Source organism: Haloarcula sp. H-GB4 (genome assembly GCF_030848575.1).
Taxonomy (GTDB): domain Archaea; phylum Halobacteriota; class Halobacteria; order Halobacteriales; family Haloarculaceae; genus Haloarcula.
Genome location: NZ_JAVDDX010000002.1, coordinates 609,046 through 624,513 on the forward strand (window position 1 = coordinate 609,046; position 15,468 = coordinate 624,513).

The following is a 15,468-nucleotide window of genomic DNA, read 5'->3' on the forward strand; positions in this document are numbered from 1 at the left end:
TCACTGATGTTCACGGCGGCCCCAGCACTGCCCGATGGCTCAAACGCTGCTGGTCGCCGGGACGGCCAGCCACGTCGGCAAGTCGACCGTTGCGGCCGGACTCTGTCGCTATTTGGCCGACCGTGGTGTCTCGGTCGCGCCGTTCAAGGCTCAGAACATGAGCAACAACGCCCGGGCGACACCGGGCGGCGAAGTCGGCGTCTCACAGTACGTGCAGGCCCGCGCGGCCGGTGTCGCGCCGTCGACCGACCACAATCCAGTGCTGCTGAAACCGCGGGGCGACGGCGAATCACAGCTCATTCTGGACGGCGAGGCAGTCGGCCACTTCGAGGCCCGGGGCTACTACGACGAGCACTGGGGTGACGCGCTGGACACGGTCCGCGCGGCCCACGACCGACTCGCGCAGTCCCGCGACGTGATTGTCGCAGAGGGCGCGGGCTCCATCGCCGAAATCAATCTCCACGACCGCGACCTGGCGAACGTTGAGACGGCGCGCTTCGCCGACGCCGACATCCTTCTCGTCGCCGACATCGAGCGCGGCGGCGTGTTCGCGTCGCTCGTCGGGACGCTTGAACTCGTCCCCGACGACATCCGCGAGCAGGTGGCCGGCGCAGTCATCACGAAGTTCCGTGGCGACCGCTCACTGCTGGAGCCAGGCATCGAGGCGTTCGAGGACCGGACCGACGTCCCCGTCCTCGGCGTAATTCCCTACGACGACCCGGGCCTCCCCGAGGAGGACAGCGTCGCGCTGCCGCCGGTCGGCGAGCGGTCCGTCGTAGGCGACGATGACGGTGTTCCCGACGGTGAGAGCGTCACCATCGCGGTCCCGCGGCTCCCGCGCATCTCGAATTTCACCGACCTCCAGCCGCTCGCCCGCGAACCCGGCATCAGGGTCGCGTACGTCCCGCTGGACGCCGCCCTCGACGACACCGACGCGGTGGTCCTGCCGGGGAGTAAGAACACGGTCGATGACCTGCTGGCGCTTACCGACGCTGGATTCGGTGACCGCCTCCAGGCGTTCGACGGGCCCGTCGTCGGCCTCTGTGGCGGCTACCAGATGCTCGGCGAGGCGATCACGAACGCCGCAGTCGAAGGGACCGGCGACACGGACCGCGTCGAGGGGCTTGGCTTGCTCCCGGTGACGACGGCGTTCAGCGAATCGAAGACGGTCGAACACGTCGAACGGACCCTCAGCGGCGTCGGCCCGCTTTCTGGGGCAAGCGGGACCGTCGAAGGCTATGAGATCCACATGGGCGATTCGAAGCTGACTGGCGAAGCGGCCCGTCCATTTGACGGCGACGGGGCGGCGACCGATAGCGTTCTCGGGACGTACCTTCACGACCTCTTCATCAACGACACGGCCAGAGATGCCTTCGTGAGAAATACGTTCAGAAGTGCTTGTATTGACCTTCCAGTGGCAAGCGAGCGCGCCGACGGCGACCCCTACGAACGAGCGGCCGGTCTCATCACCGACCACGTCGATCTGGGACCACTCGGACTTCCCGAGTGATGGCTGTTTGGTACTCTATTAAATTCCAGAAATTTATATACAGCTAGTCCGCAATATTCTCCAATGGTCGAAGTGTTCGCGGTCGCCAGTGGGAAGGGCGGGACTGGCAAGACGACGAGCACCGTCGCCCTCGGGATGGCGCTGTCCGACCGCTACGACGTGACGGTAGTCGACGCCGACACAGGCATGGCGAACCTCCTCTTTCACGCTGGCCTCTCTGACGCAGAGACGACGCTGCACGACGTACTGGCCGATAACGCACCCGTTGAGGCAGCCACATATGACCGGTTCGGGCTGACCGTTGTCCCCTGCGGAACGAGTCTGGACGGTTTCAGGCACGCCGATCCGGATCGCCTTCGAGACGTGGTTGCGACGCTTGCAGAAGACACGGACATCATCCTGCTGGACTCGCCGCCGGCGCTGGACAGCCGGACCGCAGTCCTGCCAATCGTGCTTGCCGACCGCATCGTGGTTGTCCTCCAGCCGACGATTCCCGCCATCTCGGACGGGCTGAAGGTTCAGGAGTACGCGACGACCTACGACACGGACGTAGCCGGGCTCCTGTTCAACAAGGTCCGCGAGTCCGAGTCTATCGAACAGGTCTCGGAGAAGACCGAGCGGTACTTCGACGGGCCGACACTCGCGTCGGTCCCCGAGAGCGAGCGGGCCCGGGAAGCACGCCGTGCTGGCCGGCCGCTCCTTGCCCACGCCCCCGAATGTGAGGCCGCGACAGCCTATCAAGCGGCCGCCGAGGCTCTCACGATACAGAACGGGACAGCCGCCGATGCCGCCGACCGGTTCCAGAGCGCCGTCATCCCCGAGTCACTATGAAACTCCCCCGCGGCCGACTCGACAGGTCACGCGTCGTCACGGACCCGCGGGACACGCTCGCTGATGTCCTCAACCGGGAGCTGACCGGCTACGCCGTCTTCGAGTCTCATGAGACACTCCTGCTCGACGGCAAAGGGCGGGGCGTCATCACGTTTACCGACGGTGTCCCCGTACTGGCCTACCACACCGGGACGGACCGCGGCGGCCCACCGGCGCTTGCAGACCTCGCCATCCCTGGCCCGTATCACGTCTCGCTGTACGCGCTCGACGCCGCCGACCTCGAATCGGCTCACGAGGCAGCCGACCTGCGAGTCCCGCCCGGGATGCCCGCCGAACGGCTGGGCGGCGACCCGGCACTGGCCGACAGTACGCGACGGTCGGCCCCCGACGAGCGGCTGTCGACAGCGGACGACGACGCGACAACAACTGAGAACGGAGCCACGGAACAGAGCGCTGTCGAGGCATTCCTCGACGATACCGAAAAAATCGAGGCCATCAAACAGCAGGCACGCTCAGAGGCCCGCGAACGCGCCCAAGAGTGGGAGTTCTGAAGGGCTCGCTTGGATAAAGCTCGAATACACCCGCTGACGCCATCGGTCTGCTTTGCTACAGGTCTTCAGTGTGTCCGTCGCAACAGGTCCCAGTCTCACTCGAAAACGAATCGTCATGACAGCCTCTCCAGATTATTGGAGCGATGTACTGGTATATATCGACCCTGATATCGGCACTATCCGGTCGGAATCGACACCACTCAATATCAGTCTGCTCGGACCGGGATCCACCACACCCGCGACCGTCCCCCGACTTTCTTGCTCGTGATATCTGTCTCTGATTCGAGGTCGTGGAGTTTGTTCAGCGCGGTCCGGCGCGAACAGCCGAGTCTATCCGCCACCTCCGACGCCGTGAGTGGCTCCGCGTAATCGTTTCGATGTTTGAACACCTCGATAACATCCGATTCAGTGTACTGGATCTCTCGTCCAGGCGGAGACATACTTCTGTCAACGATTGCCACACACTTATACTGTCGGCTATTATTTCAGTCTGAGTGATAGTATAGAAACCAGCCTACTGTTGTCGCAAAACGTTCACGAACGTCAGAGTACAGAGGCAGGAAAATCAGGTCTATTACAGGGCCTGTAACATGTGTTCGTACTCGAAACAGTTACAGCGAATAAGTATAGACTCCTCCCGTCTATAGCCTGTTTCGGGGATACGCCATCCCAACCTCCAGTGCTGGGGCGCGACCAGTGCTCCCTTCGGCCCTTCCATACTAGCGCATTATGGGTTAGACAGGACCGTTGCAAGCGGTTGTGACCGCTCTCTGTATCGGTCGAACACCGTCTCAGCCCAGCGATACACTGCCGTGGCATCAGACTCCGCTATCGCTCGGACGTTATTCCGGTCATCGTAGGCCGCCAGACAGACTCGCGAGCGGTCCAGTGCGAGACCGATATCGAGCGTGGTGTCGTGGACGTACGTGTCGATGTTCTCGTGTTCGAGACCTCGCTCCAGTGCGTCCGAGAAATCGGACGCGGACCGTTCGAGGACGCTGTGGTCGATAATGAACTCGATATGCGTCCCCGTTTCGAGCAGTTCCACCGCAGCGTCGTTGAAGACCGACGTTACAATCGGCGAGATTGCCCGAACGTCGCCATCAACTTCGGCCAGCCAGTCGGTGAGCCGATTAATTGCGGCCAGAGGGTTCTGTTCGGAGCTCGTCGTGAGACAATCAGGGTCTAGCAGCTCCACCGGGAGGTCTGCTGCGATAGCGCCGAGATGGGTGGCAAGCGGACCGACTGCCCGAGCCTGGTCGATTTCGCTGAGAAGCGTGTTATACTGGTCGAACACTCGTTGCCCAGTCACTGTGAGTTGATACTTTCCGTCCCGCTTGACGACCCACTGACGCTCGGCGCAGCCCGCGAGTATCCGCTGGATCGTCGTTCGGGTCGCATCCACCGTATCACACAAATCGGCTGGCCGTGCCGGCCGCTCCCGGAGCTGGGCCAACACCGCGAACCGTTGTGGTGACCCAGTGAGGAACTGGCAGTCCTCGAAAGCGGTGTCGTCCGGACTCTCCACCATTGTACACGTGTGGTTGGCGACCGTCTTAGCCTCTTTGGCGTTTGGCAACACTAGGCAAGTTTTGAAACTACTCGCCGCCGAAGGAGTCGAGACTGGCCTGAGTCCCGCCGCTTTCCGGGGCGTTGGAGGCATCCGTCCCGTGTTCCGCGGCGATGCGTGCAGCGGCTTCGCGACCGCCGGAAAACGAGGCGCGACGTGCAATCGTTGGGTCATGCAGGGCATCAGCCGCATCGGGACGTACTGCCTCGTACCGCCTGTGGAACGCCTGTCGGGCCGCGTCATAGTCGACGACCGGGTGCGGATAATCATCGCCGATGTCGACGCCACAGGACGCCTGTACGTGGACTGGCGTCTGCTCGGGCCGGTCGAGGTACTCGTCAGGGAGCGACTCGAGTTCGGGCACCCACTGGCGAATGAACTCGCCGTCCGGATCCTGGTCGCGGACCTGCTTGCGGGGGTTGTACAGCCGAAGGGCCGGTTTGCCGACCAGCCCACACTGGGACTGCCACTGCGTGTAGTTGATCGCTGCCGAAGCATCGATGAGATGGTGGTAAAACCAGTCCGCGCCGATCCGCCAAGGCTGCTGGAGCAGGTGATAGTAGACTGAGGCACACATCGCCCGCATCCGGAAATTGAGCCAGCCCGTCTGTTTGAGACACCGCATCGAGGCGTCGACCATCGGAAACCCAGTCTGTCCGTGCTTCCAAGCATCCACCAGATCGGGATCGTACTGCTCCGCGTTGAACCCCTCGAGCACCGGATTCACCGCCGTATCGAGCCAGCCAGCCCAGTCTTCGAGTTTCTGCTCGTAGTGTTTGTTCCAGAACAACCGCGAGACGAACATCTCTTTCCCGCGGCCGTCAGGTGCGTGCTCGTCGATGTACTGGATGACCTGTCGCACGGAGAGACAGCCAAAGGCGAGATACGGCGAGAGCCCGCTGGTCCCGTCGCGCGCGTCCACCGGAGCCGAAATGTTTCCCGGGTAGTCGTTGATCCGCTCGGCGAACGCCGACAGACGCTCGCGGGCGGGGCCGGTCCCACCTTGAGGCACCCCGGATTTCGACGGCGTGAGGCCGTACTGATTCTCAATCGCGTCGACGCCGAAACCGCTATCGAAGCTTCGAGAAGTAACTGTCCCCGGGTCCCAGTCGTACTGGTCGGCGGAGAACCACGCCGACACGTCGTCCTGCCACCCCTCGCGGGTCTCTGTCCGGTCGCGAACCAGCCCGTCACCGTCGACGAATGTCACGTCACACTGTTCTCGCACACGGCGGTCCCGTTCCCGGCCGTAGCGTCCCGTGGGAACGGCCATCGTCACGATATCCCAGCCGGCCTCGCGGAACCGCCCCAGTACGTCGACCGGGTCCCCATGGGCGTAGGTGAGCCCGCGACCAGTCGCGGTGTGATACTGGTCTGAGAGGTCGGCCAGACAGTCGTGCAGGAACCGGATGCGGCTGTCACAGGCGAGGCCGTCTGTGCCGTAGAACGCCGGGTCGAACACGAACAGCGGGAGCACGTACTCGGATGCTGCAGCCCTCGCTACTGCAGCCTGGTCACGAATCCGAAGGTGTTCGCGGTGCCAGACGACCGTGCCGGGCTCGTCGTCGGCAAGCGTCGGAATCGCGTCTTGCCGTGGTGCGTCCAGCGTCGCTTCAGACTCTAATCCCGCCATACGCGCTATTAGTTCAGTATTGGACCACAGACACCACTGTCTTTCGTCTCTCAGGGCCGCGTCGCTCAAGACAGAAATCATGATTGCCAGAGCCGAAAAGCCGTATCTGGCTACCAGAAGGATTACACCGCGAGACCCGCGCTAGTCAATAATGGAATTCGAGTCAACACGTCGCCGATTCATCGAACTCGCTGGGGCGAGCGCAACAGTGTCGCTCGCTGGCTGTAACGCACTCCAAGGAGGCGACAGCGATGGACCGAACACGGGTACAGGGTCGCAAAGCCAGAGCGCGGACGCGGACTCTGCGACGGTGACGGTCGTAGTCGAACCGGACCAGACGCAGTTGCGGGAACGACAGCAGGAGATCCAATCCGAAATTCAAGCAGGGAATCTCACACAAAGCGAGGCACAGGCGGAATACCGCACCGCACAGGAGAACCTAGCTGAAGACGCAATCAGTTCTTTCGAGGAGCGTGCGACATCTGAGTTCGATCTCACTGTCGATGATTCCGTTTCCCAGGCGGGTGCACTGTTGGTCAGTGGTCCGCCGGCCGGCCTCATCGGTACCCTTTCAATCGAAAGTGTCACTGGTATCCTCTCGCAAACAACGTTCGAGGAGATCCGGTCGCAGGTTCGAACTGAAACGCCGGGCGCGACGGAGTGACGCTTACAACGGACCGTCTCCCGATTTGCGGCGAGAGGTGCAATTTTTTTGCCGGGCTCTCACCGTGAGGACTGACCGCTGGTTTCCAGAATTACGGTGACGGTGGTTTCGCCCCGTTCAGTTGTCGTCGTCACATCGAAGCTGACGGCGAGAACGTGTGTGCGGCCCACGCGGTCCTGTGCGACAACGCCACGGTCGGCGGTACAGTCCCCAAACTGGCGGTCCGGCCCCGACGGGCAGTTCACGTCTTTCCACTGCCGTGCCGCAGTACCGTTGTAGGTTATATTGTAATGGATACCGTCCTCAATGCGGGACGTTTGGAGACGGTCGAGCCGAGGTCTCAGTCCAGTGCGAACCGCGGTCACTGCCGAATCGTTCGCTGTCCAGGCGTACTGGCCCGGGATGGACGCGCTCTCGGTTGCGACGGCTCGCTCAAGAACCCGAAGCGCGTCAGCCGAGGGGTTGTCGTGGTAGTCGGCCGTCGCCCGAACGTCGTTGTGATACCCCAGTTGCAGGGACGCAAAGAGAATTGGGACAAGTGCGACAGCTACGACCGTGGCCGCAACAAGGACCAGCTGTCCGCGCCGCGTCATGCGTACCACACGATAATTTGGACACTCCCGTGACCCGTCGGTACAGTTGCAGTCCCAGTGCTGACACCCTGTGGTGTCGGCGTGCCGACCGCCCCGTGTGGTGTTTCGACCCGGAAGAGAACGTTGTCGGGCAGGATGCGGGCGACCCGGTTCGAAAGCGCGTCCTGTTCGCGGTCGAACGCCGTCGGACTCGACACAATCTCCTGCAGTCGCGTCGCTCCGCTGTGTCGCGGCGGGTCGTTAGCGAGGAGTGCCGCCGTATCCGAGGCGTAGGCGTCGAGTTGGGGCTCCCGGGTGTCCGGCACCGGTGTCCCCAAGGCAAACCCGAGCGCGACGCCGAGAATCAGCACTGTCCCAAGCGCAACTTCTACGAGCGACAGCGGCAGTTGTGCCCTATGCATCGACAGTCACCACCAAGGTTTCCTTCGTCGAGCGCGGGGCGTCATAGCTGATGCTCACGTTCCCGGGTTCGAGGCGGCCAGCCCGCTGGAAGCGCAGCTCCGTCGTCTCGTAGGGCACCAGCGGGACCTCGTAGCTGCCGTTCAGCCCGCTCCGGTTATGCAGGACGACCCGGTCGTTAGCGCGGACCGTCCAGACGGTCGTGCCGGCTGGTGGGTCGATAGTTACTGTGGCCTGTGCACTCCGGCGCGGGAGCGTCACCGAGTCGGTCGTCGTCAGGTCGGGCGTGAGTGTTCGTGGTTCCCGAGCCTCGACCACGACGAGACGGCTAATTCGCGTCCCGCTGTGAACCGTGCCGCTGCGTGCGATTCTCTCGTCAGCCAACTCAACGCTGACCGCATACTCACTGGCCGGCGCTGCGCTCCGCTCCAGCGCCGCCCGGTCAAAATCGTCAACCCGGGACTGATTGAACACGTTGCTCCGAGCGGCTAGCGGTCCGTCCGCCGCAACGAGTCGGTCTGCAATCGCGGCGGCGACCCGTCGTTCGTCGGGGGTCCTGTCCGCGCCGGCAATCGCGGTGTCGGCCATCGCGACACCCAGGCCAGTGACAACAGTCAGTAATACAAGCGCGATTCCAAGCGCTGGTAGCGACGTCTGAGCACGCGGCCCGTGGTCAGGGAGCCAATGCATTTCGGTCATCGCTTCGCCTCCAGTGTCACTGTCAGGCTTCCCCGTGTTCCGGAGACGACGACCACAGTCGGACTACCACTCTGCCATTCACCTTTGAGGGTATCGACTCTGTCGGGCAACAGCGGCTGCGCTCGGCCACCGATTTCAGGGTCAGGATGGTCAAGAACGAGAGCATCCCCATCGGTCCGGACGCTGTATCCCATACCGTCAATGGTGTCCGGCAGCGACACCCGGACAGTTGCAGAGACGGCCCGAGCATCTGGCGGGACAGCCTGCTCGACGCGGGCCGTCGCTTCTGCGAGCGTCCGGTCACCGAGTTCCGCCCCGACGGCGGATTGGTACGCCGGGACAGTGCCACCGTACAGCGTGGTCGTCACTAATCCGATGTACAGCAGCACGATCCCCATGCTCAGTAGTTTCTCGACGACCGTGCTGAGCGCACGGTTATCCATGGCCTACCTCCGTTCGCATGTCGTGGCGGACCAGATACAGCGTCCGGCGGCCTGAGAACGTCGCCACGACGCTCTGGACGCCGTCGCCGTCGATGTCCCTGACTTGTGTGGTTGCACCGACACGCTGGAAGTATTCGGTGAACGGCCGGGGTGTCTCCGTCTCGATAGCCACGCTGTAGTTGTCGGCCGGGAGCCGTTCACGTTCGTGGCTGACGTTCTGCCGGATGCGTGCGGAGACGCTGCCTGTACCGGACACTGTGCCGCCGCTGGCGTTGACAAGCGGTGCGCCGACGATGACCGCCGTGTCGTCCCGCGTCGCCGTCACCGGTGGGTCCGTTTCGAGCCACGCGTTCCCCGCTGTCCCGCGCACAACGCTCCCGGCGAGAAACCGGACGGGGTTATTCCCCGACTCGTACACCATCGCATCGACCGGGACCGTTCGCCGGACCCCGGAGTCATTGAGAACGCGCAGTTCCCGCTTCACGGCGGTCAGTCGTCCCTCAGTAAACCGAACACGAGCGGTGTGTTGGCCCGTCTTCTCGACCGGCCGCAACGCCGTCTCGAACGTGTTGGCAACGCGAGCCTCGTCGGCGGTCGCCGTGTGGCCGTCGACGACGGTCCCGACGACAGCTGTTAGGCCACCGAGCGCGACGACGGTCAGCCCAAGCAACAGCACCACACCGACGACGTGTGACTGGGCGCTGGTGTCGGGGTTCAAATCAGACCAGCCCCCGCGAAGACAACGTAGGCGATGAGTACCAACCCCGAGGAGTGCAACAGCGCTTCGTACACACCGCGACTCGCCGTGCCGGCGAACCAACCGCAGGCCAGCATCGTCGCCTGCGTGACGACGTAGAACCGGTGTTGCTCTCGGGCTGGCTTGATCGCAGTTGGGTCGAAAGCGATGTTCGCACCGCCTGAGACGGCGGATAGTTGCGCGAAGCTATCGAGGACGTATATGTTGACGGCGACGGTGATGCCGATGACGAGCAGCGCCGTCGTCCAACCGACGGCAACGTAGACGAGCAGGGCTGAGCGGATTGATTTGCGCAGATGGTAGAGTTGCCCGATCTCTGTCTGGAGCGTTTCGAACACGTCCTCCGCATCACTCCCCGTATCCAGCGCGCCGACGACCAGCCCGATGGTCTGTTCAGCCATCGGCGTGCCGACGCGGTCGACGAACTGGTCCAGTGCCGCGGCACGGCGGTCGGCCGCGGCGTCACCAGGGCTATCACCGAGCGAGAGCGTGAACGCGAGTGACTGGACATCGCTAGCGAGCGCGCCGAGTTCCACATCGTCGGCAACGCGTCGGACTGCTTCGGGAAACGGGCGGCCCAGTGCCACGTGGCCGGCGACGGCGTGAACGAAGTCCTGAATCTCTCGGTCCTTCGCGTCGTCCGCTCTGGCCCGGCGGACCGTTACCACACCGACAGGGACGCCGACGGTGGCATACGAGAGGAGCGCGACGTTGACCGGACGGTAGCCAAGTGACCAGAGGCCTGCCGCGACGACCGCACCCAGCGGCGCGCAGGCGAGGAGCGCGCTCGCAGGGTTCGACGGAATCGTTGCGAGTATCGCGACGGGGCCGTCCGGCAGGCTGTAGCTCGGTGCGGCCGTGTTCCGTGGTCGGAGCGCGGCGACGACGAAGGCTGCCAGCAGACCGGTGGCCATCACGAACGCTGCACTCCCGTAGACGACGATGGCGCGGACGGTCGTCTCTCCCAGCGGCGTCGAGACCGGTTCGGAGAGGCCAGGCGCAAGAATACCCATCACAGTGACAATAAGTACCACGAGCGCGGGCAGCACCAGCAAGACGACGAACAGTTCGGCGAGTAGTTCGAGATAGCCGGTCGCCCGTTCGTGCTGTCGGCTCTGTTCGTGTGAGAGCAAGCGCCCTTCCATCTCCAAGTATCCCTCCAGCGCCTCGGCGCTCTGGTTCGCGTGTTCGCGGAACTTCAGCAGAAACGGCGCAAGCAGGTCCCGCGAAGGCGTCTCGCTGGCGACCCGCTCAATACCGGTGTCGAGACTGCCGGTGAGAATCCCCTGATTGAGCGCGCGCCGGAAGGCGACTGCCGTTTCGCCGTAGGCGTCCTGTTCAGCAACGGCGCGGAGCATCTCGCGTCGGTCGTGCGTTCCAGAGGCGAGGACTCTGAGGTATCGGACTGCGCCGGGAAGCGTGGCTGCGATGTCCGCGCGCCGCGCGCTTGCGACCCACGAGAGATACCGGTTCCCGGCGACGAACACGCCCCGTTTGAGCGTGAGTCCAGCGATGGTTCCGAGGACAGTGGCCACGAGAAGTCGAGGGACTTCCGGTAGCGCCAGTCGGTTGATAACCGGGAGGCTCTGCTGGAGTACCGCGACGAACGAATTGAATGTCTCCGGCGGCACAAGCATCGCTGCCGTGGCGGTTCCGACAACGCCCACAATGAGTGCCAGCCACGAGAGCCCGTACACCCTGGCAACGTAGACGCCGAAGCCGGCACTTGGATAGGCGGCCCGGTAGCGGTCACGCGTGCTTGCGTGGCTGTCGTCCTCGGCGTGGTGGGCGAACAGGGCGTACAGACCCCGGTCGAGCAAGCCGAGCGTCCCACCGCCCTCAGTCGTCACCCGTACCGACCTCCAGTTGCGGATTGTCGGGGGTGCCGGCCTGCCGCCGCAGTCGCTCGACAGTCGCTGCCTCGTTCGTCTCCAGATCGGCCAGAACGCCGAACAGGTCGTCGAAATCAGTCAGTCCCTCCTGCACGAGGTACTGGACGTAACGGTGGCGACGGTGGAACGCGTCTTCGACGGCCGAGACCGGTTCGTCACGGAGAGCCGAGAGTCGGTCGAAGATACCGGTGTCGACCTGCCGCCGGTCGTCGCCGAACTGCGGGTGGTCGTAGGCGAGTTCAAAGCTCCCGTCGGGCCGTCGCCAGCAGACGGAGTTCCAGTGGATAGTCGTGCCGTCCTTGTGTATCGTCCCGCTCCGATCGCTCCCACTCTCGACGACAGACGGATCGTCCACGAACTCGACTACGTCGCCGACGTAGCGCTCTCCATCGACGTGCCGGGGGAACACGACGAGGTCGATTTCTTTGAGCAGGTATGTCGGCACGCCCTTCTCGATAACACGGTTGACCAGCGATTCGATGTCGCCGGCGTGAGTCGTCCCGATAACGCCGTGACCAGTGTTGAGCGTTTCAGCGAAGGTTTCGAACGATGCGGCGGTGTTGATCTCCGCGATGACCTCGACATCCGGGTTGAGATAATTACATTGCGTCATCAGATCAGCCATCGTCACGCGGCGATGGTCCTGCTCGTGGTCTCGGGTAGTGAGAGAAACACCTGTCTCGTGCGGGATGCGGACTTCGCGCGACCCTTCGTCGATACTGATGGGGCGGTCCCGATACGGGATAAACGGCATATGCGCGTTCATAAGGGTCGTTTTGCCGGCTCCGGTTGGGCCCGAAAAGAGGACGACACCGTGGGATTCATACAGGAGCCACAATAGCGCGACCAGTTCCGTCGGCAGTGAATCGCGCTGTACCAAATCGACTGGTGTCATCGCATCGCCCGACTGTTTCCGGATCGAGATGTGGGGACCACCTTCGCTGATAGTCGGCAGGGCAACGGCACAGCGGATGGTGTCGTCGGCGTCGTGGAGGCCGTCGCCGTCGGGGTCGATGTTGACCTTCGCGCTCGGGTTCGAGGCGTTGAGTTCAACCCCATCGTCGGCGGCCAGTTGTGTGACGACATTGACGAACGCCGCCTCCGAATCGAAGGAGAGATTGGTCGGGACGCGGCCGTCGTGGCCGAGGTTAGCGCGCGGGAGAACCTTCACGCGTTCATCGACCCGGTTCGCCTCGATGTCCTCGAGCGTGTGGTCTCGGATCGGGACCGTGAGCTTCCCGTAGCCGACCAAGTCCCGAAGCACGTAGTACAGTAGATCATCGAGGCGGTCGTCGGCGAACCGGTGATCGACCGGTGGCACAGCCAGATCGAGTTCGGCCAGCGCCGAGCGTAGCCGGTAGCGGGCGGCGTCGACCCACTCGGTCGTGTTGCGGACAGTTAGCTGCCGGGCGAGCAGTGAGTGAGCGCGTTCCCGGACGAACTCGACGCGGTCTTCGACGACGCCGTTGACGCCGGTCTCCCAGACCCGCTCCTTGCACACCTCGATGAGTTGTTCGTCGCCGGGGAGCAGGTCAGGCTCTCGGACCGCGTACTTCGTCGTGAACGGGTCGGCACCGAGGAGATGCTCGCGGTAGACGACGACCGGAATCTCAAACCCCTGAAACCGAACCGTATGACGCTCAACACACTCGCTCGCGAAGCGGTTGAGATACGCCGGGTCCGGTCCGAGGTCGGTCTCGGCCGGGGCGTAATCATCGGTATGGACGACGACACCGTCATCGGTCACGTCAGCGACGTCGATGCGAGAATCCAATGCGTACGGGGTCAGATCATCGAAACACGCCAGCGACGAGAGCGCATGGTACTCGATTCGGCGACGACTCGCCGGCGATGCATCGACCAACCGATCAATAACCCGACGGTGTTTCGCGTCGAACCCCCCGTTCATTCGTTCCACTGCCCCCTCACGCGTCCGTGGTCGCTCGATATTCGCGCCTGCGAAGTGTGACTCGACAGTCGACAGTGCGTCGGCCTCTGCCGCTGAAAGTACTGGATCACGGACATCGTACCGGAACCCGCTCCGTCCCCGTCGAACAGTCGCGACGACGCCCGGGTACACCTCGTCTTGCTCGCGAACGTCCGGCGCGTACCAGGCGCCGGCGGCGTCCGGTGGCATCGGTGCAGGGACCACCGGTGCGGTCTCCGTGCCAGCCTGTGCAGTCATACGCGGCTTTAAACTAACCATTATACTTAAAGGTGTAGACTTTGTTTTGAGAAATTAAATAAAAATATAATCCCCCGAATAGAGAATTTCGGTGAGAGTACAGATCATAGAAATGCTCTGTCAGCAGAAAAGCATACGAACACAATAGGGCCCTCTGAGACCATCAAAAAGTCGCTAATTAGGAAATCTGAACCTACTTTTGGGTCCGCTTTCTCCCATAACTCGGTGTTTCGAGATATGCACCAGAATTATCATAACTGCGCCTCCGGATAAGTCACTTGGATGAAAGAAACACAGCTGACGAGGAGCAGTGATCGCCCAGAGTCGACACCCACCACACGACGACGGCTCCTCAAAGGAGCACTTGGTGCAGGGCTGACCGCGGCAGCGGTTCCAAGCCTAAGCGGCATCGCGGCAGCCCATTTTCCGGTCGAGATCGCAATCGAGATCCAGCCCGAGAACGCGGAGAACTTCATCGACCTGTCGGAACACGACACCATCACCGTCGCAGTCACGCAGTCGGAGTTCGTCAACAACGATGGAGACAGCGAGACGTTCGACCCCACTGAGCGAGCCGTCCGCTATCGATTCGGTTCGCGTCTCGCACTGGAAGACGGCGAGGGTACTCGACCTGTCGACGACGGCGAGATCAGGGAGTCGGACGGCGATGCTGCGGACGGCCAGTCATCGCTCGTGCTCACGTTCCCAGTCGATGAGATGGGACTCGACGGTGGCGAGGAGACAGCATGGCTATACTGGGAGCGGGACGAATCAGGAGATCACGGCTACGCTGGCTTCGATTCCGTGCGAGTGTATCGTGGACATCCCAGAGGCAGCGGCCTGATCGAACAGCTCCAGCGGTTGCTGGAAGGTGAGACGGCGTCCAGTTCTGACTAAGCGTCTGCAAACCCAGAACAGTGCTGCCAGCGTGTGTCTGTAATCGCTATGCTGGCGACTATATACGTCGAATCCGATAGGACGCTATGGCCATCGTTGCAGAAATCCTCCTCGCGGACGAGACCCTTCCGCTGGTCGGCGTGGCGGACTCGGTTCCAAGCGGCGAGCTCTCAATTTCAAACGCCGTCGGCCTTGAAGACGGAAAACTGCTGCTTACGGTTAGCGTCGACGCTGACTCCCGTGACGCCTTTGAACAGGAACTGGACGCACAGCCACACATCACCGACGCGGCGAAGATCGGACAGATGGCCGATGGCTGGTTCTACAAGGTGGTGGTCGACAACGCGTCAAGTCTCATCGCATCACACGACCCGGCGGAGTTCGAGGGCGTTGCGATGGACGCAACGGTCACCGGCGAAGGGATACGGGAGCAAAAGGTGTTCTCCGACTACGACGCGTTCAGTGCGCTACAGGACCGGTGTGCGGTCAACGACATCCCGCTCGAACTGCTGAACATCGCTTCAGACCCCGAGAACCCTGGCGAGCGCGACCAGTTCGGGCTCACGGACAGGCAGTATCGGGCGATGTCCGTCGCCCTCTCTGCGGGGTACTACGACTCACCGCGTCGGTGTTCGACAGCGGACCTCGCCGACAAGCTCGATGTGTCAGCCGCCGCGGCGTCCGATCTCCTGCGCCGAGCCGAAAAACAGCTCATCAGTTCGACGGTCGGCCCCGACCAAATCCGGGACGCACTCGCCCAGTAGCCGTTCTCCTGTTCGACTGCGTCTTCCCTGTCTGCTTATAAATGGGCTTATCAGTAAGCAAAGCACGCTCGTTGCTGTCG

The 15,468-nt window shown here is 62.8% G+C and carries 16 protein-coding genes; 6 read left to right on the forward strand and 10 right to left on the reverse strand.

Annotated elements, in window-relative coordinates:
• Positions 1–34 precede the first annotated feature (34 nt).
• From RBH20_RS11630 to RBH20_RS11640, 3 genes are all read left to right on the forward strand, one after another.
• On the forward strand, positions 35–1,510 hold the full coding sequence (locus tag RBH20_RS11630; protein WP_306708714.1) for a cobyric acid synthase: 1,476 nt from the start codon (positions 35–37) through the stop codon (positions 1,508–1,510).
• Between the two features lie 63 nt (positions 1,511–1,573).
• Positions 1,574–2,341, forward strand: coding sequence for a P-loop NTPase (locus tag RBH20_RS11635; protein ID WP_306708716.1), 768 nt, complete (start codon positions 1,574–1,576; stop codon positions 2,339–2,341).
• Positions 2,338–2,892 carry a hypothetical protein gene (locus RBH20_RS11640; protein WP_306708717.1) on the forward strand — a complete coding sequence of 185 codons (555 nt, stop codon included), beginning with the start codon at positions 2,338–2,340 and terminating at the stop codon, positions 2,890–2,892. The genes RBH20_RS11635 and RBH20_RS11640 overlap by 4 nt, the downstream gene beginning before the upstream one ends.
• Positions 2,893–3,098: 206 nt before the next feature.
• Here the strand turns inward: RBH20_RS11640 and RBH20_RS11645 are convergent, their stop codons facing one another.
• The 3 genes from RBH20_RS11645 to RBH20_RS11655 all read right to left on the reverse strand — a co-directional run bounded on the left by RBH20_RS11645 (position 3,099) and on the right by RBH20_RS11655 (position 6,095).
• Positions 3,099–3,332 (reverse strand): HTH domain-containing protein, encoded by a 234-nt coding sequence (locus RBH20_RS11645; protein ID WP_004515058.1) that lies wholly within the window; start codon positions 3,330–3,332, stop codon positions 3,099–3,101.
• Positions 3,333–3,619: 287 nt separating this feature from the next.
• On the reverse strand, positions 3,620–4,423 hold the full coding sequence (locus RBH20_RS11650) for a winged helix-turn-helix domain-containing protein (RefSeq protein ID WP_306708723.1): 804 nt from the start codon (positions 4,421–4,423) through the stop codon (positions 3,620–3,622).
• A 67-nt stretch (positions 4,424–4,490) separates the two neighbouring features.
• On the reverse strand, positions 4,491–6,095 hold the full coding sequence (locus tag RBH20_RS11655) for a cryptochrome/deoxyribodipyrimidine photo-lyase family protein (RefSeq protein WP_306708725.1): 1,605 nt from the start codon (positions 6,093–6,095) through the stop codon (positions 4,491–4,493).
• Between the two features lie 151 nt (positions 6,096–6,246).
• Here RBH20_RS11655 and RBH20_RS11660 point away from each other — a divergent pair, with 151 nt between their 5' ends.
• On the forward strand, positions 6,247–6,759 hold the full coding sequence (locus RBH20_RS11660) for a hypothetical protein (protein WP_306708727.1): 513 nt from the start codon (positions 6,247–6,249) through the stop codon (positions 6,757–6,759).
• A 59-nt stretch (positions 6,760–6,818) separates the two neighbouring features.
• Here the strand turns inward: RBH20_RS11660 and RBH20_RS11665 are convergent, their stop codons facing one another.
• From RBH20_RS11665 to RBH20_RS11695, 7 genes are read right to left on the reverse strand one after another with little or no spacing between them, the layout of a single operon-like run.
• Positions 6,819–7,352: a hypothetical protein gene (locus tag RBH20_RS11665; protein ID WP_306708729.1), complete on the reverse strand. Its 534-nt coding sequence runs from the start codon at positions 7,350–7,352 to the stop codon at positions 6,819–6,821.
• Positions 7,349–7,753: a hypothetical protein gene (locus RBH20_RS11670; RefSeq protein WP_306708732.1), complete on the reverse strand. Its 405-nt coding sequence runs from the start codon at positions 7,751–7,753 to the stop codon at positions 7,349–7,351. The genes RBH20_RS11665 and RBH20_RS11670 overlap by 4 nt, the downstream gene beginning before the upstream one ends.
• Positions 7,746–8,450 (reverse strand): hypothetical protein, encoded by a 705-nt coding sequence (locus RBH20_RS11675; protein WP_306708734.1) that lies wholly within the window; start codon positions 8,448–8,450, stop codon positions 7,746–7,748. The genes RBH20_RS11670 and RBH20_RS11675 overlap by 8 nt, the downstream gene beginning before the upstream one ends.
• The gene (locus tag RBH20_RS11680; RefSeq protein ID WP_306708736.1) at positions 8,447–8,893 is read right to left on the reverse strand and encodes a hypothetical protein; all 447 of its coding nucleotides are present in this window, start codon (positions 8,891–8,893) and stop codon (positions 8,447–8,449) included. The genes RBH20_RS11675 and RBH20_RS11680 overlap by 4 nt, the downstream gene beginning before the upstream one ends.
• Positions 8,886–9,611, reverse strand: a complete 726-nt coding sequence (locus RBH20_RS11685; RefSeq protein WP_306708738.1) for a type IV pilin — start codon at positions 9,609–9,611, stop codon at positions 8,886–8,888. The genes RBH20_RS11680 and RBH20_RS11685 overlap by 8 nt, the downstream gene beginning before the upstream one ends.
• Entirely contained in the window at positions 9,608–11,500 is a 1,893-nt protein-coding gene (locus RBH20_RS11690) for a type II secretion system F family protein (protein WP_306708740.1), read from the reverse strand. The genes RBH20_RS11685 and RBH20_RS11690 overlap by 4 nt, the downstream gene beginning before the upstream one ends.
• A complete protein-coding gene (locus RBH20_RS11695) occupies positions 11,490–13,727 on the reverse strand; it encodes a type II/IV secretion system ATPase subunit (protein ID WP_306708742.1) in 2,238 nt (745 codons plus the stop codon). Before RBH20_RS11695 ends, RBH20_RS11690 begins: the two co-directional genes overlap by 11 nt.
• 375 nt (positions 13,728–14,102) lie before the next feature.
• On the opposite strand from RBH20_RS11695, the gene RBH20_RS11700 reads away from it, so the two are divergent.
• Both RBH20_RS11700 and RBH20_RS11705 read left to right on the forward strand, forming a co-directional pair.
• Positions 14,103–14,624 carry a hypothetical protein gene (locus RBH20_RS11700; RefSeq protein ID WP_306710439.1) on the forward strand — a complete coding sequence of 174 codons (522 nt, stop codon included), beginning with the start codon at positions 14,103–14,105 and terminating at the stop codon, positions 14,622–14,624.
• Positions 14,625–14,710: 86 nt separating this feature from the next.
• Positions 14,711–15,388, forward strand: a complete 678-nt coding sequence (locus RBH20_RS11705; RefSeq protein ID WP_306708744.1) for a helix-turn-helix domain-containing protein — start codon at positions 14,711–14,713, stop codon at positions 15,386–15,388.
• Positions 15,389–15,468 lie beyond the last annotated feature (80 nt).